Source organism: bacterium (genome assembly GCA_037143175.1).
Classification (GTDB): Bacteria; Verrucomicrobiota; Kiritimatiellia; order CAIKKV01; family CAITUY01; genus JAABPW01.
On record JBAWZF010000022.1, the window covers coordinates 25,498 to 45,144 of the forward strand.

Annotated in this window: 20 protein-coding genes; 12 read left to right on the forward strand and 8 right to left on the reverse strand. The window is 53.9% G+C overall.

Going from position 1 to position 19,647, the window contains the following annotated elements:
* Together gyrB and WCI03_08690 are read right to left on the reverse strand one after the other, a co-directional pair.
* Positions 1-2,445: a DNA topoisomerase (ATP-hydrolyzing) subunit B gene (gyrB, locus tag WCI03_08685; protein ID MEI8139928.1), complete on the reverse strand. Its 2,445-nt coding sequence runs from the start codon at positions 2,443-2,445 to the stop codon at positions 1-3.
* 200 nt (positions 2,446-2,645) lie between these two features.
* A complete protein-coding gene (locus WCI03_08690) occupies positions 2,646-3,086 on the reverse strand; it encodes a hypothetical protein (protein MEI8139929.1) in 441 nt (146 codons plus the stop codon).
* A gap of 339 nt (positions 3,087-3,425) precedes the next feature.
* Here WCI03_08690 and WCI03_08695 point away from each other — a divergent pair, with 339 nt between their 5' ends.
* Entirely contained in the window at positions 3,426-5,261 is a 1,836-nt protein-coding gene (locus WCI03_08695) for a DUF885 family protein (GenBank protein MEI8139930.1), read from the forward strand.
* On the opposite strand, the gene WCI03_08700 is transcribed toward WCI03_08695, so the two are convergent.
* On the reverse strand, positions 5,258-7,651 hold the full coding sequence (locus tag WCI03_08700; protein ID MEI8139931.1) for a protein kinase: 2,394 nt from the start codon (positions 7,649-7,651) through the stop codon (positions 5,258-5,260). The two genes, WCI03_08695 and WCI03_08700, sit on opposite strands and share 4 nt — an antisense overlap.
* A gap of 90 nt (positions 7,652-7,741) precedes the next feature.
* Between WCI03_08700 and lgt the strand changes: the two genes are divergently transcribed.
* Both lgt and WCI03_08710 read left to right on the forward strand, forming a co-directional pair.
* Positions 7,742-8,470 (forward strand): prolipoprotein diacylglyceryl transferase, encoded by a 729-nt coding sequence (lgt, locus tag WCI03_08705; protein ID MEI8139932.1) that lies wholly within the window; start codon positions 7,742-7,744, stop codon positions 8,468-8,470.
* Entirely contained in the window at positions 8,467-9,393 is a 927-nt protein-coding gene (locus tag WCI03_08710) for an RluA family pseudouridine synthase (protein ID MEI8139933.1), read from the forward strand. Before lgt ends, WCI03_08710 begins: the two co-directional genes overlap by 4 nt.
* A gap of 136 nt (positions 9,394-9,529) precedes the next feature.
* Here the strand turns inward: WCI03_08710 and WCI03_08715 are convergent, their stop codons facing one another.
* The 3 genes from WCI03_08715 to WCI03_08725 form a co-directional block, all read right to left on the reverse strand.
* Positions 9,530-9,727, reverse strand: a complete 198-nt coding sequence (locus tag WCI03_08715) for a hypothetical protein (protein ID MEI8139934.1) — start codon at positions 9,725-9,727, stop codon at positions 9,530-9,532.
* An 88-nt stretch (positions 9,728-9,815) separates the two neighbouring features.
* Positions 9,816-10,049: a DUF5703 domain-containing protein gene (locus WCI03_08720; GenBank protein ID MEI8139935.1), complete on the reverse strand. Its 234-nt coding sequence runs from the start codon at positions 10,047-10,049 to the stop codon at positions 9,816-9,818.
* Between the two features lie 34 nt (positions 10,050-10,083).
* Entirely contained in the window at positions 10,084-13,062 is a 2,979-nt protein-coding gene (locus tag WCI03_08725; GenBank protein MEI8139936.1) for a right-handed parallel beta-helix repeat-containing protein, read from the reverse strand.
* A 94-nt stretch (positions 13,063-13,156) separates the two neighbouring features.
* Between WCI03_08725 and WCI03_08730 the strand changes: the two genes are divergently transcribed.
* The gene (locus WCI03_08730; protein ID MEI8139937.1) at positions 13,157-13,312 is read left to right on the forward strand and encodes a hypothetical protein; all 156 of its coding nucleotides are present in this window, start codon (positions 13,157-13,159) and stop codon (positions 13,310-13,312) included.
* A gap of 56 nt (positions 13,313-13,368) precedes the next feature.
* Here the strand turns inward: WCI03_08730 and WCI03_08735 are convergent, their stop codons facing one another.
* Together WCI03_08735 and WCI03_08740 are read right to left on the reverse strand one after the other, a co-directional pair.
* Positions 13,369-13,959, reverse strand: a complete 591-nt coding sequence (locus WCI03_08735) for an ABC transporter transmembrane domain-containing protein (protein MEI8139938.1) — start codon at positions 13,957-13,959, stop codon at positions 13,369-13,371.
* A 146-nt stretch (positions 13,960-14,105) separates the two neighbouring features.
* On the reverse strand, positions 14,106-15,422 hold the full coding sequence (locus WCI03_08740; protein MEI8139939.1) for an integron integrase: 1,317 nt from the start codon (positions 15,420-15,422) through the stop codon (positions 14,106-14,108).
* A 647-nt stretch (positions 15,423-16,069) separates the two neighbouring features.
* Here WCI03_08740 and WCI03_08745 point away from each other — a divergent pair.
* The 8 genes from WCI03_08745 (at position 16,070) to WCI03_08780 (ending at position 19,297) form a co-directional block, all read left to right on the forward strand.
* Positions 16,070-16,522 (forward strand): hypothetical protein, encoded by a 453-nt coding sequence (locus tag WCI03_08745; protein ID MEI8139940.1) that lies wholly within the window; start codon positions 16,070-16,072, stop codon positions 16,520-16,522.
* A 152-nt stretch (positions 16,523-16,674) separates the two neighbouring features.
* A complete protein-coding gene (locus tag WCI03_08750) occupies positions 16,675-16,914 on the forward strand; it encodes a DUF4160 domain-containing protein (protein MEI8139941.1) in 240 nt (79 codons plus the stop codon).
* On the forward strand, positions 16,874-17,134 hold the full coding sequence (locus WCI03_08755) for a DUF2442 domain-containing protein (GenBank protein MEI8139942.1): 261 nt from the start codon (positions 16,874-16,876) through the stop codon (positions 17,132-17,134). The genes WCI03_08750 and WCI03_08755 overlap by 41 nt, the downstream gene beginning before the upstream one ends.
* Positions 17,135-17,217: 83 nt before the next feature.
* Complete coding sequence (locus WCI03_08760) at positions 17,218-17,571, forward strand: hypothetical protein (protein ID MEI8139943.1); 354 nt, start codon at positions 17,218-17,220, stop codon at positions 17,569-17,571.
* Positions 17,572-17,654: 83 nt separating this feature from the next.
* Complete coding sequence (locus WCI03_08765; GenBank protein MEI8139944.1) at positions 17,655-17,885, forward strand: hypothetical protein; 231 nt, start codon at positions 17,655-17,657, stop codon at positions 17,883-17,885.
* A gap of 69 nt (positions 17,886-17,954) precedes the next feature.
* Positions 17,955-18,257, forward strand: a complete 303-nt coding sequence (locus WCI03_08770; GenBank protein MEI8139945.1) for a hypothetical protein — start codon at positions 17,955-17,957, stop codon at positions 18,255-18,257.
* A gap of 87 nt (positions 18,258-18,344) precedes the next feature.
* The gene (locus tag WCI03_08775; protein MEI8139946.1) at positions 18,345-19,028 is read left to right on the forward strand and encodes an HNH endonuclease signature motif containing protein; all 684 of its coding nucleotides are present in this window, start codon (positions 18,345-18,347) and stop codon (positions 19,026-19,028) included.
* Positions 19,029-19,141: 113 nt separating this feature from the next.
* Positions 19,142-19,297, forward strand: a complete 156-nt coding sequence (locus tag WCI03_08780; protein ID MEI8139947.1) for a hypothetical protein — start codon at positions 19,142-19,144, stop codon at positions 19,295-19,297.
* Positions 19,298-19,647: the final 350 nt, after the last annotated feature.

Consider the following 19,647-nt stretch of genomic DNA (forward strand, 5'->3'; position numbering starts at 1 on the left):
TTAGATATCCAAATTCTGAACGTTCAGGGCATTGTCCTCAATAAATTTACGGCGTGGCTCAACTTCATCCCCCATCAGAATGGTAAAGATTTCGTCGGCCTTCACGGCATCCTCCTGCACCACCTTGAGCAATCTCCGCTTATCAGGATTCATGGTGGTTTCATAAAGCTGCTCAGGATTCATTTCTCCCAAACCTTTATAACGCTGGATGGAGAGCCCTTTGCGCCCGAACTCACGGATCACTTCCAATAGATTCGGCAGCGAGACGACCGGGGTTTCCACATCGTCCGAATCTTTCAGCGTAAAAAGCGGCTTTTCCTGCAGACTGAACTGCTCCATGGAAAAGCCTTTCTTCTCTATGGCGCCCATCACCTTGGCCAGGGAATTGGCCACATACAGCTCCTGGATACGGAAGGCCGAACTGCCCTGGGCTGGCGCAGAATGGCCGTTTTCGGAAAAAATTTCGAGTTGCTCGCCCAACTTCCGCTCCACCTCTTCACGCAGGGTTTTTAGCTCTTCATCCGTCGTCACAAAATGATGCTCGGCTGTCTCACCCTTACCTATGGTCACGTAATAGCGGGGAAAGACACCCAGTTTGCTGCGCTTGGCTAGATAATCCTCAAACTTAATTCCCTTGCGCGCCAGACTCTTCGACGCCTGCTCCGTCTGCAGCAACAACTCCAGCAACGCCATCAACTCATTGGTCTCAAGCGTTTTATTGCGATTGACCTTGAGCGTCATATCCTCAGCACCTAACTCCAGCAATTTGCGGGTCAGGGTCTCATCGGTATCAATGTACTCCTCGCGCTTTTTGCGGCTCACCTTGTACAGGGGCGGCTGGGCCAGATATACATAGCCACTTTCGATCAGCTTTGGCATCTGACGATAGAAGAATGTCAGTAACAGGGTCCGGATGTGCGACCCGTCAACGTCAGCATCGGTCATGATAATGATCTTGTGATACCGCACCTTGGTGACATCAAATTCATCCTGCCCGATCCCCGCGCCAATGGCGGTCACCATGGTCCGGATTTCGTTGTTATTCAGGATCTTATCCAGCCGCGCCTTCTCCACGTTCAGCACTTTACCGCGCAGGGGAAGAATAGCCTGGAATTCACGATTTCGGCCCTGTTTGGCCGAACCACCGGCACTATCACCCTCAACCAGGTACAACTCGCACAAGGCGGGATCACGCTCGGAACAGTCGGCCAGCTTGCCAGGCAACGCGGCAGAGTCCAGTGCGCCTTTACGACGGGTCAAGTCACGGGCCTTACGGGCCGCATCCCTGGCACGAGCCGACAGAAGCGCCTTTTCAATGATCCGCCTCGCCACAGGGGGATGCTCTTCAAGATAGGACGCCAGTTCGTCATTCACCACTGACGCCACAATCCCTTCGACCTCACTGTTACCCAACTTGGTTTTGGTCTGTCCTTCAAACTGCGGACCAGGCAACTTGACACTGATCACCGCCGTCATGCCTTCGCGGATATCATCACCCGACAAGTTTTCCTTGTCCTCTTTGATCAGCTTATTAGCCTTGGCGTAGGCGTTGACGGTACGCGTCAACGCCGAACGGAAGCCGCTTAGATGCGTGCCGCCCTCAATGGTATTGATGTTATTGGCAAAGCATAGCATCGTCTCGGTATAGGTGTCGGTATACTGGAACGCAATCTCCACCTCAATTTTATCCTTCTCTTTGACAAAGGAAATAACCTTGGGGTGAATCGCCACTTTGCTGCGGTTCAAATACTCAACAAATTCCACCACGCCACCTTTGAATTTGAACATCTCCTCCCGCGCAGGTTCTTCCTGGGAGAAGTGAATTTCAATCCCGCCATTCAAAAACGCCAACTCACGCAGACGGTTCGCTAAAATATCCCATTCAAACTTGATAGATGCGGTAAATATCTGAGTATCCGGCAGAAACGTGATCTTCGTGCCCGTGCCACGCGTCTTGCCAATGGTTTCCAACTTCGAAACCGGCACCCCGCGCTCATAGCGCTGATGATAGATCTGCCCATCACGCCGCACTTCCACTTCCAGCCACTCGCTCAGTGCGTTGACGCAGGATACGCCTACCCCGTGCAAACCACCGGAGACCTTGTAGCTGTCGTTATCAAACTTACCACCGGCATGCAGAACCGTCAGGGCCACTTCCACCGCCGGTCGTTTCTCCGTCGGATGCATATCTACCGGAATTCCACGACCATTGTCATTAATCGTGCAGGAACCGTCCGCATTCAACCGAACCTGAACATTCGTACAATACCCGGCCAACGCCTCATCAATGGAGTTATCAACCACCTCATAAACCAGGTGATGCAAACCGCGGACCGAAGTGTCACCTATGTACATTGCCGGCCGTTTTCGAACGGCCTGCATGCCCTCTAAAACAGTGATATGGGAGGCATCGTAGGCCCCGGTCTTTTTTTGTTGTTCAGCCATAGTAAGAACTCATTCTCCTGGAATAACTTACGAGGTTCAAGGAACACCCGTTTTACAGGTCAGAAACAGGCCACCCAAAAGGGTGGTCACATAAGCTTTGAAATGTACTGGAAAGCCCTGCTGCAAGCAAGAATCTTCTGCGAAAATTCAGAAGGCAGAATTCAAAGGAAAGGGGGCAGAATCCAACGGCATCGCGACGTTTACACCACCGCCAGAATGCCGGCAGTCAGGATGCCCATCACGGCACCCGCAATGAACCCTTGCAGCACCGTCCGGATCCGTGGCGGGCGAGGCTTGAGATGCCGAAGCGCCATAAAACCAATGAGAATGGATATCAGAAAGGCCGTTGGAAGGGCGCCAGCAATCCCCGCGCCTATTCCCGGCAGAACAGAACAACACCCGACTTTGACAATGGACTCAACACCGTCATGAGCAACAAAGAATAAATTCCCCATGCCGGTTCCAATCGTCAACCCACCCATGATGCCAAGGAGAAATGCGTAGAGAGCAAGAAGGATGTTCTGCCGGGAAAGCCATGCCACAAGCGCACCCGAGACCGCTCCAGCCATCATGGCCGCAAGCTTCGTCAGTTCAAGCAATTGAACTCCTTCCGAACTGGGGTCAAGAATCGGAATAGCCATATAAATACAATCCTTTCTCACTCCCGCTGATCGCCTGCTAGCAACCTCGCTTAACTAACTTATGACTGAGTTATCATTACAAAGTCAAGCATGGGGATCACCTATTTTAGGCAGGGCAGACGCATCAAATTTTCCTTTAATCTGGCGTTTCTGGCTCAAATACTCAGGTGAATAGGTATTTTTTGGAGCGCAGGGCTTGACGCCGCTTTTCTTCGGCGCGGCTTGACGCGCCGTGTTGTCGGCCTGTCAAGCCAGGCCTTGTGAAAGCAGGTCAAGCCGCCGCACTCCAAATTTCCGTCGTCAGATTGAGCCAAAATGGCCAGAAATCCTACAATTTAGATGCGTCTGCCCTGCTATTTTAGGCTCGACGCCTGTGCCCGGAGCGGCAAGACTAACGGCACTATGAACATGCTTCATTCATTGGTGGTAACCAGTACCGTTGCTCTTGTTCTCGGCGCAACCCCAACCGTCTATTCAAACGACTCACTAGAGTTCTCCTCCCTGATTCGCGGCTATGCCGCCGATCAAGGTGATGTTACCAACTATTATGATCTCCCGGGTGCCCCCATACGATTCGAACGCCTGGGGGTTCTTTACTCCAACTGGCTGAGCCGTCTCGACTCTGTGAACTTCGAGAAACTCCCCCAGTCCAGTAAAATCGATTACCTGCTGATGCAAAATGACCTGGACCGTTCCCTGAACGCCCTAGCTCAAGAAAAGAAACGCTGGGCCGAACTTGATCCCCTTCTATCATTCCGCAGCCTTATTTACACCTTGGAGCAGGCCCGGTGGCAGGGAACCCCAATTGTCGGACAGACCGCCGCCTCCCAAATCACCGAACTCTCCCTGACGCTTAAAACGCTTAAAGAACGCATTGAACAGGGCTTGAAAACCAATGTCCTCATATCCGCCACCAACCTGGTCTCATCTCCTCCCTCAACGATTCCCCCCCCCTTGAGGGTGTCTCCTGCAGAGGCCCAGCGCGCCGCCGCATCAGTTGACCAACTCCGGGGAATCCTGAAAAGATGGTTTAGTTTCTATAACGGCTACCAGCCCAATTTCTCATGGTGGCTTAAAACCCCTTACGAGGAAGCGGACAAGCAACTGGAGGGATATGCCAAATATCTGAAAGAAGAGGTCGCCGGCCTGAAAGGAAAAGATGATGACCCCCTGATCGGCCAGCCCATTGGAGCCGGGGAATTGGCCAACGCCATCCGGCACGAAATTCTTCCCTATGATGCGGAGGCACTCCTTAAGATCGGCGAACGAGAACGGCACTGGTGTGAAGTCGAGCTGAAGCGTGCTGCAGGGAAAATGGGATTGGGAGAGGACTGGCAGGCAGCGTTGGCCAAAATTAAAGCCGACTATGTTGAGCCCGGACAACAAGATGCATTGGTTAGTCAAACCGCGCGGCAGGCCATCTCATTCGTAAAAGCCCGCAAGCTGGTAACCATTCCACCCCTCTGCGAGGAAACCTGGCATCTCACCATGATGTCACCCGAAGCGATGAAGACCATTCCTTATGCAGCCTATAATAACCAGAATATGATGGTTGCCTTTGCGCGCGATGACATGAAGCACGACGACAAGCTCATGACCATGCGTGGTAACAATCGCTATTTCGTTCATAACGTAACCCCTCACGAACTGATTCCGGGCCATCACCTCCAGCAATTCCAGGCTCAGCGACACAATCAGGTTCGCGCCTTCTTCTCAACACCGTTCTATGTCGAGGGCTGGGCGCTCTATTGGGAACGGCGCCTGTGGGACCTCGGATGGGCGCAGTCACCCGAGGAACAGATGGGCATGCTCTTCTGGCGTCTGAACCGTGCGGCCCGGATTGAGGTCTCCCTTAAGTTCCATCTGGGCCAGATGACCCCTAACGAAATGGTGGATTTCCTGATCACCCACGTGGGCCATGAACGACTGGGCGCCACCAGCGAAGTTCGCCGCTTTATCAGTGACGGTTTCCCGCCTCTTTATCAGGCGGCTTATATGCTGGGCGGGCTCCAGTTCGAGTCGTTGAGAAAAGAATTGGTGGAGAGCGGAAAGATGACCGAGCAAGAATTCAACGATGCGATCCTCGCCCAAAATGCCATCCCGATCGAATGGATCCGCGCGGAACTCCTGCATCTACCCCTCACGTCCAAAACAAAATCTACCTGGCGATTTTAGTTCGAGGCCATATCCGGCAGAATCGCCTTCGCCATTTCATCGAGGGTGGATCGCGCACGAATCGCATCTTTGAGATATTTGGCTCCCTGCGCCGCGGCTTTTTCATTTCCAGGGAAAGCCTCATGTATATAGAGTGCCACTGCGAAGAAATGCTGGGCTTGATCATACCGCCCCATATCCCCCTTCTCGATGTAATACTTGATAAAGCGCATCATTTGAGCGGCTGACACCGTTTCCCAGGTATATTGAGCATCGCGCGTCACGATTTTCGCCTCATCCGCGCCCAGGATATCCCTGTCCCCCATCCATCCAAACCGGTATCCAGTTTCAGGGTTTTGCTTCACACTCGCTTTAATGCCATCAATAATCGCCGTCTTCAGTTCGACCAGAGTCTTGTAGGCCTTAACCATCTGTTTTCCCTTGGCTTTTCCTTCGGGTGTCTGCAGTCCAGTTGTCGCCAACTCAACTTTATTCAGAGCCTGCACGAATCGATGTTGCTGAACAAACTCAACGCTGGCTTTCCGCGCGGCCTCAATTTCGCTCATGTCAGCCTGAATTTTCGCCTGTTTCGCCGCCTCCACTTTCTCCACCGCCAACCGTTCGGCTTCAATTTTATCCCGGGCCGCTTTTTCTTCTGCCGCTCTTCTGACCGCCTCAGTTGAATCAGAAATGGCGGTTTTAACGACCTTTGAGAATTTGGCGATCAAAGGCTCGATCGCCTCCGCCCCCTTTGAAATTTTAGCCATTTCATCCGCCACCGATTTATGGAGATCCACCACGCGCCCGGGAATATTTGTGACCGAATAAAGTGCCGCCATGGCCACACCGGGATTCGTGGCAGTTACCACCACCACACGCTGAGAGGCCACCCCATCAAGCATGCCATTAAACTCCGTGCTCGCTCGCACCATGGTGCCAGTCATAAATTTAGTCACCGAATCGCTCAAGACCATGGCATTGGAACTGGCGCCCGCCCATTCAGCCGCATCCCCAAGAACGGCGGCTCCGGTGGCCACCATTGAAACCAGGTGCTGGGCATTGGAAGACCATATTCCCGCCATGATGACACGATTTGAAAAGTCTCCCGCAATGGGCTGAAATTCTTTTAGTATCTGCTCGATACTCTTCAAAGCCTTTGCCACTTGCGCTTTGTCCTTCGCCGCTTGAGTCTTATGGGTTTGAGCCACATGGTAGGCCACCCCCCCTCCAATCGCGCCGAGCAACGCAACGCCCCCTAACACACTCCAAAGAATGATCTTCAACTTGTGGGAGCTCTTCTTCGGCTGTCCCTCGGGCAGCGGCTCCATAATTCCGCTTTGGGCAATTGCCCCTGAAGTACTCGCCGTCATCACCGCCGGGGTACCCCCCCCTTTCTTCTTGGTCATCACAAATTTCCCGCTTTTCTTCGTGATTTGCGGACCATGCTCCACGGGTGGCGCAATCGCGGCCAATACCCGCCGGATATCGGAAAGCAAAGAATTATAATTAGGATAACGCTTCTGGGGTTCCGCCTCCAGCATCCGACTGACAATCGTCTCAACTTCGTGTGTGATATCGGGACGTAAGTGATGCAGGGGCGGGGCGGGATCCTTGAGGCGAGCCTTGACCACATCCATCGGGGTTTCGCCCTCGAACGGGGGTTTCAAGGCCAGCGCGTGAAACATAGTTCCACCAAGGCTGTAAATATCAGAACGCGCATCCGCCGGATGCCCCCGGAGTTTCTCCGGCGCAATGTAATATGGGGTTCCCCAAATTCCTTTGGCCGTGCCGCCTTCCGCCTTGGCTTTAAATTGAGCCAAACCGAAGTCCACCACCTTGGCTACGCCATTACTATCCATGAGAATGTTTTCAGGTTTGACGTCACCATGAATCAAGCCAATGGTTGCCGCGGCATTCAAGCCTTCCGCTACATCAGCGGCAATCTTGAGAATTAAGGCTTCATTGAGCGGCTCACCTTTGGCAATCATGTTATCCAGTCGCCCACCCTCCAGCAGTTCCATAACCAGATAGGGTTGCCCATGCGCCACACCAAAGGAATAGATTTGGACAATATTCGGATGGTTCAGAGCGGCCGCCGCTTGCGCTTCGCGCCGGAAGGTTTCCACAAACTCAGGGTTCCCGCCGAAACTGGACTGCATCACCTTGACGGCAACCCACCGATTCAGCCCCACGTCATGACCCCGATAAACCGCCCCCATCCCACCTTTTCCAAGCAGTTCGACTAGCACGAAAGCGCCCAGTTTGCCGGGGACCCCTTGTGCGAATCCACATTCAGGGCAGGCAATTTGGGTGAACGTCGGAAGCCCGGAAATATCCAATAAATGGTGGCACTTGACGCACGTGGTTTCGTGCATCGGATCCGTTATGATGTCGGTTAAACTTGTCGCCATGGCTTTTTCAAACGTTTATTGTTTTTCATTCACATTCTGCATAGTATGAATTCACGTGTCTACTGAAATTGAATTTGTCATAAATTTATCATGAATCCTATTTGTTTTCATATCGGATCACACCCCATCTATTGGTACGGAGTGATGATGGCCCTCGCCTTCATGGCAGGCCTGCTTCATTGGCACTGGCTTGGCCACCGGACCCGACGCGATACCGCCCTGGCTTCTGACCTGGCGTTCTGGCTCATGATCGGAGGCATCTTGGGCGCCAGAGCTGCCTATGTAATCTCCAACTTTGACTATTTTTGGGCAGCCCCTCAGGAGATCATCCGGGTGGATCAAGGCGGCTTAATTTTCTACGGGGGTCTCATTGGTGGCGTACTGGCCTTTTTCATTCTTTCAAAATGGCGCCACCTCAAGGTCTGGGATCTTGCCGACTTCACCGTCACGGCCCTCCCGCTGGGTCACGCACTGGGTCGTGTGGGCTGTTTTCTAAATGGGTGCTGCGGCGGCTGTGAGGCCACCTCCCCGTCTTTCCTCACCGGGGGACTCTCGCACTACCCTGTTCAACTTTATGAGGCCTTTTTCAACCTGGGGGTGTATGGCCTCTTGACATGGTATTTCCTCTATAAGCGGGGGACTAAATATGGCTCTGTGGTCGCCCTCTATCTGATGAGCTACCCCGTTATCCGCTTCCTGCTGGAATTCATCCGGGGCGATGACCGCATGCGGGCGGGTGGGCTTGATGTCGCCCAACTCATCAGCCTATCCCTGATTCTGATCGGCATTATTTTGTGGATCTTCACCCGGAAAAAATGAAAGTACTTCCCGATGGCAAAGGCAAGCGGCTGGACGCCTGGTTGAGTTTGGTTCAGCCCGATCTTTCGCGGGCTCGCATACAGGACTTAATCCGATCGGGCCATATTACCCTCAACGGGAAACCGACCAAACCCAGCCAGTCCCTCATAACGGGCCAGGAAATCCAAATCAATGTTCCCGCCCCCGTTGAGGTCGACCTCAAGCCGGAGGCCATCCCGCTGGATATTTTATTTGAGGATACTGATCTGATCGTTCTCAACAAACCCGCCGGGCTCGTCGTCCATCCCGCCGCCGGACACGCCTCAGGCACTCTGGTGAATGCCCTTCTATCACACTGCTCCGACCTGGCAGGTATTGGCGGGGAAAAGCGGCCGGGCATCGTGCACCGGCTCGACCGGGACACCACCGGCGTCATGGTCGTGGCCAAAAATGACATGGCTATGAAAGCACTGGCCGACCAGTTCAAACACCGGCAGACCACCAAGGAATATCTGGCCCTGGTCTGGGGACACCTGAATCCGTCATCCGGTCGCACCGAGACCCTTATTGGCAGAAATCCCCACGACCGGAAAAAGATGTGCACGAAACCGGATATCGGGCGTAATGCGATCACGAATTACGAAACACAGGAAAAATTCACGAACACCTCGTTGCTCCGCATCCATATTGAAACCGGGCGTACCCATCAAATCCGCGTTCATATGGCCCACCTTGGACATTCGATCATCGGCGACCCTCAATACGGCCGGCCTCGACATAACGTCCTCCCTGTCGCCATACCCCTCCGTCAGATGCTCCATGCCGCACAGTTGACCTTTATGCATCCCGTCTCCGGCCAGACCTTAACCGTAAAGGCACCCCTTCCGGAGGATATGCAGGTGTTAATAGACATCCTTCGCAACAAACACACATCTTTAAAGTAACTATTCAGCACCTTCGTATTGTTGTTTGATTGCTTACTCGCGTTATTCCTGATCCCCGTTTATCGAGAATCAATCCTCTCCACCCGTGCCAGTTCCACTTATCAGCTCGAAATCCGGCCAAGCGAGTGCGTGTGGTTCAAGTTGTGTTAAACAGGGGGATCGCTCGAATCATGAATTCATTGAGCAATACCGTCTTGCCTACCCCCCGAAGTCCCGTGATCTCTTTGATCCACGAGTCGAGGGTCGCCATCTGGGCGGTGTGGCAGACCACTTGCAGATGGAGTTTCCGGCGGGGTAAGACCGTCCCCAGCGTTTTATCGTCAAGATTCCGCATCCCCTCGCCCGACAGCACCGCACCGGAACATCGCTCTCCCTTTCAATATGAACGACCGGCCGGTGGGCATCCACCCAGACACGCATGCTCAGCCCCTTACCAGCGGTGATATGAATCTCGCCGTTGCGCAACACCAGTTCCTGCCGGAAGGGTTGGCCGGCTTGGCGATATAAAACAGCAGGTCGCCCCCCTCCTCCACCCAGACGTTCAGCGCCACATCGCCATTGCCCAGCGGCATCGAGCCGGAGGAGTCCCGGCTCGGCGTGTGCCACACCACGTTATAGTCATCAACCGAACACTTCTCCCTGGTCCCGACTGTCATACTTCATGCTCCTACAGGCTGTTTCATGAGAACCCTATGCATTGATGGTTAGCTGTTCCTTGAGACTGCGCCAGCCCTTCCATACCGACCTGCCGGCGGTCAATTGCACAATCCCGCCCGTCACGGGATCCACCACGTCGGTGACGAGATCGAACGGGAATTCCGTTGGACGCTGTTCGAAACCGAAAAGAGCCCAGGGAATAATGGCCGCCAGTTCACAGCCGCCGGATACCGGCTGGGAACAGAGACGTATCTCCGGGGCGGGCACGGCCTTGTTGGCCACCACATCAACCCGCACGCCGTCAGCGCCCACCCCGCCAGCGCGCGGTACCAGGCAGACCTGCATTTTGGGCAGGGGTTTATCAATCGGAAAATCGGCCGGTATGGGCTGATAGACGACCAATTCAAACCCAGTCCCGGCCCAGGGTTGCTCCGGATTCGGGCGCAGGGTCGGTTCATGGAACCGGGCATGGAACAGCAAGCCAGCATCGCTGGCGGCCAGCTTCACCTCGGCGGCCGTACGTTCGCCAAAGGCGATCCGGCGCGCAGTCACCCGCTTGACGGCCGCGGGGATGGTTTCCGGTGTTTCCACGCCGTCCACGAGCGGAACCTGCCACGAGCGGGTTCCCATCACCAATGCCCGGGCCGGCACCGTGTCCTTCCCGGTGGGCTCGCTATCCAACCAGAACTCCTGCGCATCCCGTCGAACTTTCAGCGTCACATGCTCGGTAATCGCCTCGCCCGGCTGAAGCGCATAGGTGATTTTGCGCACACTGGGCGAACCCGCCGCACCCTTAGGTCCGCCGGAAAGACGCACCGCGCCCCTGGTCGCGGCCCGGCCGACATTCGTCAGCGTGACCGAGAATTCTGCCAACCCGCCATTTTGCAGATCCGCCATCGGCGTGATCAATCTGATCTGCGTGCGCACAACCGGCACATCGAGGGTGGTCAGGCCAAATCGCCGGGAATAGGCCTCGTAACTCAGCGGCTTCTCCGCCGACAGGCGCGGCCCCGCCGACCGCCAATCGAACGGCCGGAATCCGGTTTGCAGGGCGGGTGAATCGGGGCGCAGCGAGAAATCGCCTCCCGCCCCATCCAGGAACAGCGGATCGGCCACCACCGCGCCCAGGTTCTGTCCGGTCTTCTGTAACGTCTCCAAACTCTGTCCATGGAAAGTCAATGGTGTGCCATCCAGCGTCCAGTAGAGGTTGTCCGACGCCGTGTAATGGGCAGGCTCCCAAGTCCCACCAGTCTGGATCCGGCCATTGGCAGTGAGCACAACATTGCGACGGAAGACCGTGGACCGGTGTAACTCATGCTTGCCGAGGCCGAGATGATCCTCCCGGCTATTGGCGAAAATGTTGTTCTGCACCAGGTTGTCGCGCCCGTAATGGGTGCTGTAAGCGGCCTTCTTCGTTCCGCACACCAAGTTCTGCTCGACCCGCATCTCTGAGCTGCCCTCGTCCGGATAAATACCCCAGGCTCCGTAGCCGTAGCAGGAGATGTCGTGGATCACATTGCCGCGCAGGACGGTACCCGGCTGTTGGCCGAGGGTGTAGATCCCGCCGTTGTCGCTCAGGATTTCGCGGTGGTTGATGTGATGGATGTGGTTGTACTCAATCCGGTTGCAGACCGTTCTGGACGGCGCATAGCCCCAGATCCAGCCACAGGAGATCCCGGTGTAGTCGCAGTTGAAAATGCGGTTATGGATGAGCCGGTTCCACCCGCTGTTGCCGACCCAGATGCCGATGGCACTGGGAAAGATGTGGCCGCAGTCACGGATGGTGCAGTCCACCACCGTGGTGGCGATGGGCGGATACTCACCGGTCATGGGTTTGCCGACTGCCGCCTCATGGGGGCTGTATTGCTCGTGCCCGACCTTGACGCCACCGGCGCCGGTGTCGTGCACGACGCAAGCGGCAATGACATTCTCCGTACTGCCCGCCAGCACCTCCAGTCCGTAGCCGTTGACATGGGCAATGGTACAGCCATAAAAAATACAGGCCTCCGCGCCTTCCAGAATGATCGCGCCAGGCACGCCAAAAGCCGCCTGGATGTAGCCCGTGCAATCGGACGGTAACTCCCAATGCTGGTGGGCGAAGGTCAGGTTCTCGAAGTGGAGATGCATCACGCGCCTGTTGGCTTCCCCCTGAATGCGCACAATCTCCTCCAACTGCGGGGCGTATACCGTTGTCGTCGCCAAGCTTTCCTCCGCAAGCGGCAGGTAATGGAGCCGACCCGCCACCCGGTCGAGATACCACTCGCCGGGCGTGTCGAGCGCCTCGAAGACATTTTCAACGAAATAGCGGGCGAACTCGCCGCGTTCATCCTTAAGGCTGCCAAGACTATTGGCGAGGAAATGAACGGTTCCGGTCGCCTCGTCAATGGCCTTGATCCGGTGATGCGTATCGAACCAGAGCTGATAGCTGATGATCTCCGCATCCTGCCAGTTGTGCCACAGACGAATCTCACCCGGCGCGAAATTGGCCCGATCCGGCCCATGCCCCCATTTGAACCCCGAATCCTCGCAACCGGCCAGTCCTGTAAAGCGGTGGAAGCCGGTTTTCGGCAGGCGCGGCCGCTGGCGCGGCGTGTCGTTGACATAGAGTCGGGTGAAGTTCCATTTCCCCGTGACCACGTCGGGCAACTCGGCGACCCAGCAGCGCAATCCGTTGTGCTGCGTTTCTCGCCAGCCGGTGATGCGGCGTCCGCCGCTGATCACCGGTGCGGCACCTGCTGCAGCCACAAAGCGGATCGGACACTCCGCCGTGCCGCAATCTTCCGGCGTAAAGCGCAGCGTCTCCACCAGTTCATAGACCCCGGCGGCCACATGCACCGTCACCGGCTGCGACAACCCGCCCGGACGGTGTTTCAGGCGCCGGATCGCGTCCCGCGCTCCCGCCAGCGTTGCCAAAGGCCCATCCGAACCGTCTGCGGATGGGACGACAAGAGTCCCGAACCAGCGGTCATTGCCAAGGGGTGAAACAAAAAGATTCAATACATCATCAGTCATGGTTGCTCCAATTCTCGATCTTATTCGGTTTAATTCAGGGGTAATGACTAGTCCCTCTTACGCCTCACGCCGCCAGTTATCACGCAAGTAGGCCATGAAGCGCAGGCACATCTCGTCGGAGACGTTGGCGGGGATATGGTTTCCTACCGCGAACATGGATAAGAAATCGCTCTTCTGGTCGTACGGGCACACTCCCGTTGAGACCGTCCTGAAACATCGTTTTCATAGTTGTGAGCATGTGAAACTCTGAAGGGAAGGTCAAGATCGGACAGTATCCCCGCTTTTCGAGGACTGAGGTGGGTCTGATCACCGGATACGCTGCGTGGACGTGGAGGTGGCGATGGCGTAGAGCCTGGCGAAATGGCCACTGCGGCCCAGCAGCTCGTCGAAGGTCCCCTGTTCGACCACCTGGCCCTGATCCATGACCACATTGACGATATTCATGCCGGCCTCGTTGGCCGCCCGGGTCTTCGCGTAGATGCGTCCCGATAGCGCCTGGGCGGCCATGACATAGCCGATCCCCCCCGCCAGGATGACCACCGTCAGGGCCGGACTCAGATAGAGGCAGAAGCCCAGACTGAAAACCAGCCCGACCGCATCGGTGACCAGTTGGGTGAAAACCACCTGCATGAAATTGCCCAGGGTGTTGATCGAATTGCCGAACACCCGCTCGTACAGGAAGCCCGTGGGAAATTGACTGTGAAAACGCAGGCAGAGTTTCTGCAGATGGGCGAAACTGGTAGTCCTCAACTCGAAAATGAGGTCCTGTTGAATCCGGTACACGAGCATCATCGCCCAAAACCAGAGCTCCATGCGCACGAACATCACGGCCAGGAACACTCCGGATGCCGCCAACGCCAGCCGCCAGCTCTGCCGTGGAATCGCCTCGTCAATCACACAAATCCGCTGGCCGATCTCGCCCCAGTTGTACTGAACCCACGGTTACTGCGGAGAGCGTTATCGAGGAGTCGCCAAAACCTGGAGAGTCAGCAATGGATGCGGCTGTGGCCAGCCCTCAGCCAGACGCTGCGGCAGGGTAACCGTCATCGCCCCGCCAACATGTCCAACGGACTCTTCGCCGGGCTGCGCATATCCTTTACTACATGCGTATAAATCATGGTCGTTTCGACATGAGAGTGACCAAGGTATTCCTGGATCTGCCGGATATCCACTCCCTGTAATAGCAAATGTGTGGCAAAGGAATGCCTCAACGTATGGACGGAGGCCGGTTTCACAATTCCTGTTGCTTGAACCGCCGCGCGTACAGCCGACTGGATGAAGCCGTCACTGGCATGATATCGCCGGATTTTACCACCTCTGGGGTCTGGGGAAAGTTTGGACGATGGGAACACATATTGCCAACCCCAGGCACACCCGGCCTTCGGGTATTTGATTGACAATGCATGGGGTAACCAGACTTCGCCCGCTCCCGCCGCCAGATCCTCCTCATGGAGCTTTTTGACGCGCTCCAAATGTTTTCTTAACGGCTCTTTTACAGACTCTGCCATCAGGGTGCTCCGGTCTTTATCGCCTTTTCCCTCCCGGACAAATACAAGGCTGTTGTCAAAATCCAAGTCTTTTACCCGCAGGCGACAACACTCCATCACCCGCAACCCGCCGCCATAGATCACTTCGGCCATTAGGCGTGTCGTTCCTTTCATGTACCCCAGAATTTTCTGAACCTCCGTTACAGTTAAGACAACAGGCAATTTCGGGCCTCGTTTGGCTCGTACGGCATGCTCCAAGTCTCCGATTTCAATATGTAGGATTTCACGACAAAGAAACAATAAGGCGCCGAATGCCTGGTTTTGTGTTGAAGCGGCAACATTGCGGCGGGTTGCCAGGTATGCGAGAAAATCTTTAATTCGTCCGCTGCTGATTGCGTATCCCCCTGCAGGCGATTTCTGTTGGGTTTCCTCAAGATAGCCCAAAAACCTCCTCGCCCAATCCAGATAGGTTCGTTCCGTTGTATAGGAGTAATGTTTCATTTGGAGCACGGTCCGCAGGGTAGCAAGGGTCTCATCGCCGGGAAACGAACCATCTTGAAACGGCCTGACGGATGAGGCCACAACGGCTGGAGATTGTTGGTCCTTGGAGAAATTGACAATATAAAGCCGGACTGCTTTTTCAGCCTGCTCCACCTGCCAATCCTTATACGAGCCACAAGCCTGGAGTTCTTCAAGGAAATGGGCAATACGATCCTCGATAGAGGGAATGGGCACTTCTATCCGTCGCGTCAGGAATTTCCGAACCCAAAATACAAGATAACGCTCATGCCCCGCCTGAATGAATCGCTGTTTAAGCAGGAATACCCCGAACTGGGAAAGTTGTATCTCTTGATTTGCTAATAAGTTATCCATGCTCCACCTTTAATTATCATGCTATGAGATTAAACACCTATTACTGTTAATACCGGCCAAAGGTGAACGAAAAGGCCATATTTAAAGCCCCGGTTCACGTCATGGTCTCCTCAATATGTTAACGGATACATAGCACGGTTTATTATAGTTAAATGTTAATTAAACTATTTATTTTAAATTGATCTATTGGCGGGTAAGCTGCAGGACGGAGCGTGGCGACACCCATACATTGGGCAAAACATTATAAACGCAAAGGCGTTATGTTAAAAACGGTTTTATGAAAGCGCATTAAAAAGTTTCTCAGGAACAATAAGCTTGCTCTGACCAAATGCATAGGAATACCCTTGCTGGCTGGAAATGTGATTAAGAACATATATAATGTTCCCCTGATGAGATGATGGATGAAAACCGGAGGAAGAGATTTGAACAGAAGCTCGCGAAGACCGCAAAGAAATGCATGTGCATGCCGCCTGCGGCGGTAAGAATATTTCTTAACTTCGCGTTCTTTGCGTGCTTCTGTTTAAACTGAATTTCTTATCTTGACCAGGATTCCGAAGGATAAATAAAAGGAGAACCACCCGCTCCTCGGTACGGCTCGCAAGCTCGCCGTCCGAGAGCAGGGCGTTCGCATAGACTATTGGAAAATAATGAAAGCAATAATTGAGAAAAGTGCTGGGCCTCGTTGCAGGAGTCTGTCCATTGTAGTGGCCGGCAATATTGCGCTTTCATGTTGCATTGCTCTTGGCGACGAAGCTTCCTTGGGAACCAATGAAACGCGGCAGACATCAACAGCAGTAAAGTTGCAGACAAAACCCGATCCGCATCCGAAAAACGATCAAAGGACGGAACGCACCGTATCCATGGTCATTAAGAATGGCTCACTGAAAATGGTGTGCAACTATTATTCCTCTGAATTAATCGGACGCAAAGTCTATGTCCCGACTAACGCAACGGGCACCATCAACCTGACTTTTGACGACCTCACAATAGATGAGGCAAAGCGCGCCATCTCTGAAGCACTTCGGAAAATAGGATACGTTTTTCGTGATGATCCGGATGGAACAGTTACTCTGATTCGGATCCACTCGACTGATCAATGACACATGAACTCGATCTTTTAGCTAAATCAATCAAACGACCTGCGAACCAGCCATTTGACCGCGACGGCTCGCACGCTCGCCGCCGGGTCAATGGCATCGTTCGGTTTTAAGAAATAATTGATATAGAAGACAGAACCACATAACATGACGCCATGAGTCCAACAGTGTTCAAATGGCGCGGTTACCGGTTCTTCTTTTTCTCAAGGGAGGAACCCCGGCCTCATGTTCATGTGTACTGTTCGGACGGGGAGGCAAAATATTGGTTAGAACCAACTGTGGAACTGGCCCGTAATCATGGCCTGTCTCCCGTTCAGGTGACCGAATTAAAGTCGATAGTGGAGGAAAAACGAAATGAATTGCTCAACGCTTGGCGCACCCACTTCGCTAGTTGAAGTGACGAATATCGATCATTTTGGTTTTTGGCTGCTTGTTGAAAACAAGGAGTACTTCCTCCCTTATGGAGATTTTCCATGGTTTCGGGGGGCCACAGTTGACCAGATCCTAAATGTTCAACTTCTCCATGAGGATCATCTCTTCTGGCCTGATCTGGATGTTGATCTTTCCTTGGACTCGCTTCAGACCCCGGAATCGTTCCCACTGATATATTCATGACCGAACCACCGGCCGCACTGTACGCCTCGCCCTGTCGGGCTTGTCGCCAGTGAGCCGGAACGTTCGGTCAATGAAGGATTGATATGGAATTGACACAGAAGGAAAAACGACTGCTCGCGACGCTCATTAAGGGTGCTCCTGTGTCGTTTTGGGGCGCACGATACGTCGTCCTGTGCCTTGGGCTATTTTCCGTTGTGGGTGATTTGTATTTTGATCACAGGCTGTCGGCCTCCTCAGTTCTCGTGACCATGATGGGCGTCTATCTTGTAGATATGCTGCGGATGCAGTCATTGATTTCCGGAATGGCACAGCAACCGGATGTTAAACGCCAAATACAGGGGATAAAGGGGGGTGCTTATGTCCGGTTGTTTTCGTTTCCCGTTGTTGTAGGTACGCTTGCGATTGTTAGCCTTATGGTGCGGTGGCTGAGATGGTAGGTCACATTAGATAGCCGAACAAGCCATCGGATGCGACTCGCTAAACGCTCGCGCATCAATGGCATCGTTGGCAGGAGAAGAATATGTTTATAGGAACCTATTGCTGGCCGTTAACGCGTTTGATGTTGATCCTTGCTGCAATCCCGATTGGCGTTGCGGTGGCGGCCAAGCATTTGCATTTTAACAGGGGATTGGCATGTGGCTTAACTATTGTGCTATTGGTTTTGACGGTTTGGATTCAGATTCTTGTTGATCGTCGCAAGGGGAATGCAAGTAACAAAACTGAGCCTGCGAATAAATCAGAACAGACATGAAAGCCAACAAGCCACCGGAGGCGACTCGCTAAACGCTCTCGCCTCAGTGGTGTCGTTGGGGAATACAGAATGAATGCACTGAAACCATTTCTGCCCGTTGTTCTCGTTCTGCTAACGGGATGTGCGGAACCAAAGGTGAATGTACCCTCAGTCAAAGAGAGTCAGTGGATACCCCAAGCGCCGGAATCAGAAGGCATCAAGACAAACGCCCCAAGTTTACGAGAACTGACGGATGGATATGACTGGAGTCTCGATAAATCGAGATTATTGAAATACGAAGAGATGAATCCACAGGATCGGTCAATTCGAGAGGTTGATCCATGGTATTGGCAATTCATGACCGATTTTTCATGGCAATGGCTTAATCACTGATGATATACATCCCCAACAACACAATTCTGGCTATCGTCGCTCCGCGCCTCAGCCAGATTGTGAACGTTGGCCAAAGGAGATGAATAGATGGATTGCAGAGAATTCCTAGAGCAATTTCAGGATTTCCTTGCGCCGAAACTCGATACCTACGAGCAGGCGCTCTATCTGTACATTTTTCGCCACAGTCGATTCCGCGGCGAAGCTGAAGTCGTCATCGGCTTCAAATCCGCACGAGCAAGAATGGCTTGTGGCATCGGCGAGAAGGGCAAACCGATGTCCGAGAACACGGCATACGAAAAGCTACAGTCGCTAAAAGTCAAAGGGTGCATTGACATCGTTTCAAGCGAAAGAACGGGCAGACGTATTCGCCTGAGACTTCCATCCGAGATCCCCGGAACCATACCTGACCCCAGTGAAGCGCTTGCGGCCACAGACATAGAAGTTGCGGACTTTTTCTCGACGCCTGAGAACCGCGCAATGATATTGGAACGTGATGGACACCTTTGCTTCTATTGCAGGCGCACCGTCACTGCCGAGAACTACGTGCTTGAACACGTGATCTCCCGACCAGAGGGGGACAACAGCTATAGGAACTTGGTTGCAGCTTGCCGCGAGTGCAACAATCGCAAGAACGATTCAGATGCCGAAGATTTCCTGAGGACGTTGTACCGTGAAGAGTTTCTGAGTGCGTCCGAAATGAAGGAGCGCCTGGAGAATCTCGCGCGACTCAAAGAAGGACAAGTGAAACCAAAGTGGCCAACCACGGCCTGAACCCTACCGTTGTCCCGCGTGGACGCGGGTCAACGTCGGGTTAGGCCGGGCGTTGGGGAATGAGATTGAAGAGATGATGGATAGGAATTAATTCAATGTGGGAGGGGCACTCCGTGCCGCGACAGGTCCCGGGAGGATCTGAACGGGACAAGAATCGCCGCGCGGAGCGCGCCTCCCACATTGGGGGAACTCAGGATGGTCAAAACAAGGACAACCCCAACAACACACTCGTGCCTACCGTCGCTAAACGCTCCGGTGGCACAGTGTGAATGTTCCCCGAAGAGATGATGAATGGATGAAGAAACCCGGAGGAAGAGATTTGAACAGAAGGTCACGAAGACCACAAAGAATTGGTTTTTGTGCCGCCGGCGGCGGCAGGAAACAACTCTACCCTTCGTGATCTTTGCGGGCTTCTGTTCAAATTGAATTGGACGACCAGCAGGGGAAAAGGATTATAATGCGGAGAACCAGCGGTCGCACTGTACACCTCACCCTGACGGGTTCGGTGCCAGTGAACCGCAGCGTTCCCCTGATGAGATGATGGATGAAAACCGGAGGAAGAGATTTGAACAGAAGGTAGGATGAGAAGGCTGGTCTCGCTCTCACGTGATAAATTAAT

Bases quoted from the DNA above. Each gene is read 5' to 3' on its own strand.
- gyrB (MEI8139928.1), bottom strand. From the start codon at position 2,445: ATGGCTGAACAACAAAAAAAGACCGGGGCCTACGATGCCTCCCATATC.
- WCI03_08690 (MEI8139929.1), bottom strand. From the start codon at position 3,086: ATGGCTATTCCGATTCTTGACCCCAGTTCGGAAGGAGTTCAATTGCTT.
- WCI03_08695 (MEI8139930.1), top strand. From the start codon at position 3,426: ATGCGTCTGCCCTGCTATTTTAGGCTCGACGCCTGTGCCCGGAGCGGC.
- WCI03_08700 (MEI8139931.1), bottom strand. From the start codon at position 7,651: ATGGCGACAAGTTTAACCGACATCATAACGGATCCGATGCACGAAACC.
- lgt (MEI8139932.1), top strand. From the start codon at position 7,742: ATGAATCCTATTTGTTTTCATATCGGATCACACCCCATCTATTGGTAC.
- WCI03_08710 (MEI8139933.1), top strand. From the start codon at position 8,467: ATGAAAGTACTTCCCGATGGCAAAGGCAAGCGGCTGGACGCCTGGTTG.
- WCI03_08715 (MEI8139934.1), bottom strand. From the start codon at position 9,727: ATGCGGAATCTTGACGATAAAACGCTGGGGACGGTCTTACCCCGCCGG.
- WCI03_08720 (MEI8139935.1), bottom strand. From the start codon at position 10,049: ATGACAGTCGGGACCAGGGAGAAGTGTTCGGTTGATGACTATAACGTG.
- WCI03_08725 (MEI8139936.1), bottom strand. From the start codon at position 13,062: ATGACTGATGATGTATTGAATCTTTTTGTTTCACCCCTTGGCAATGAC.
- WCI03_08730 (MEI8139937.1), top strand. From the start codon at position 13,157: ATGAAGCGCAGGCACATCTCGTCGGAGACGTTGGCGGGGATATGGTTT.
- WCI03_08740 (MEI8139939.1), bottom strand. From the start codon at position 15,422: ATGGATAACTTATTAGCAAATCAAGAGATACAACTTTCCCAGTTCGGG.
- WCI03_08745 (MEI8139940.1), top strand. From the start codon at position 16,070: ATGAAAGCAATAATTGAGAAAAGTGCTGGGCCTCGTTGCAGGAGTCTG.
- WCI03_08750 (MEI8139941.1), top strand. From the start codon at position 16,675: ATGAGTCCAACAGTGTTCAAATGGCGCGGTTACCGGTTCTTCTTTTTC.
- WCI03_08755 (MEI8139942.1), top strand. From the start codon at position 16,874: ATGAATTGCTCAACGCTTGGCGCACCCACTTCGCTAGTTGAAGTGACG.
- WCI03_08760 (MEI8139943.1), top strand. From the start codon at position 17,218: ATGGAATTGACACAGAAGGAAAAACGACTGCTCGCGACGCTCATTAAG.
- WCI03_08765 (MEI8139944.1), top strand. From the start codon at position 17,655: ATGTTTATAGGAACCTATTGCTGGCCGTTAACGCGTTTGATGTTGATC.
- WCI03_08770 (MEI8139945.1), top strand. From the start codon at position 17,955: ATGAATGCACTGAAACCATTTCTGCCCGTTGTTCTCGTTCTGCTAACG.
- WCI03_08775 (MEI8139946.1), top strand. From the start codon at position 18,345: ATGGATTGCAGAGAATTCCTAGAGCAATTTCAGGATTTCCTTGCGCCG.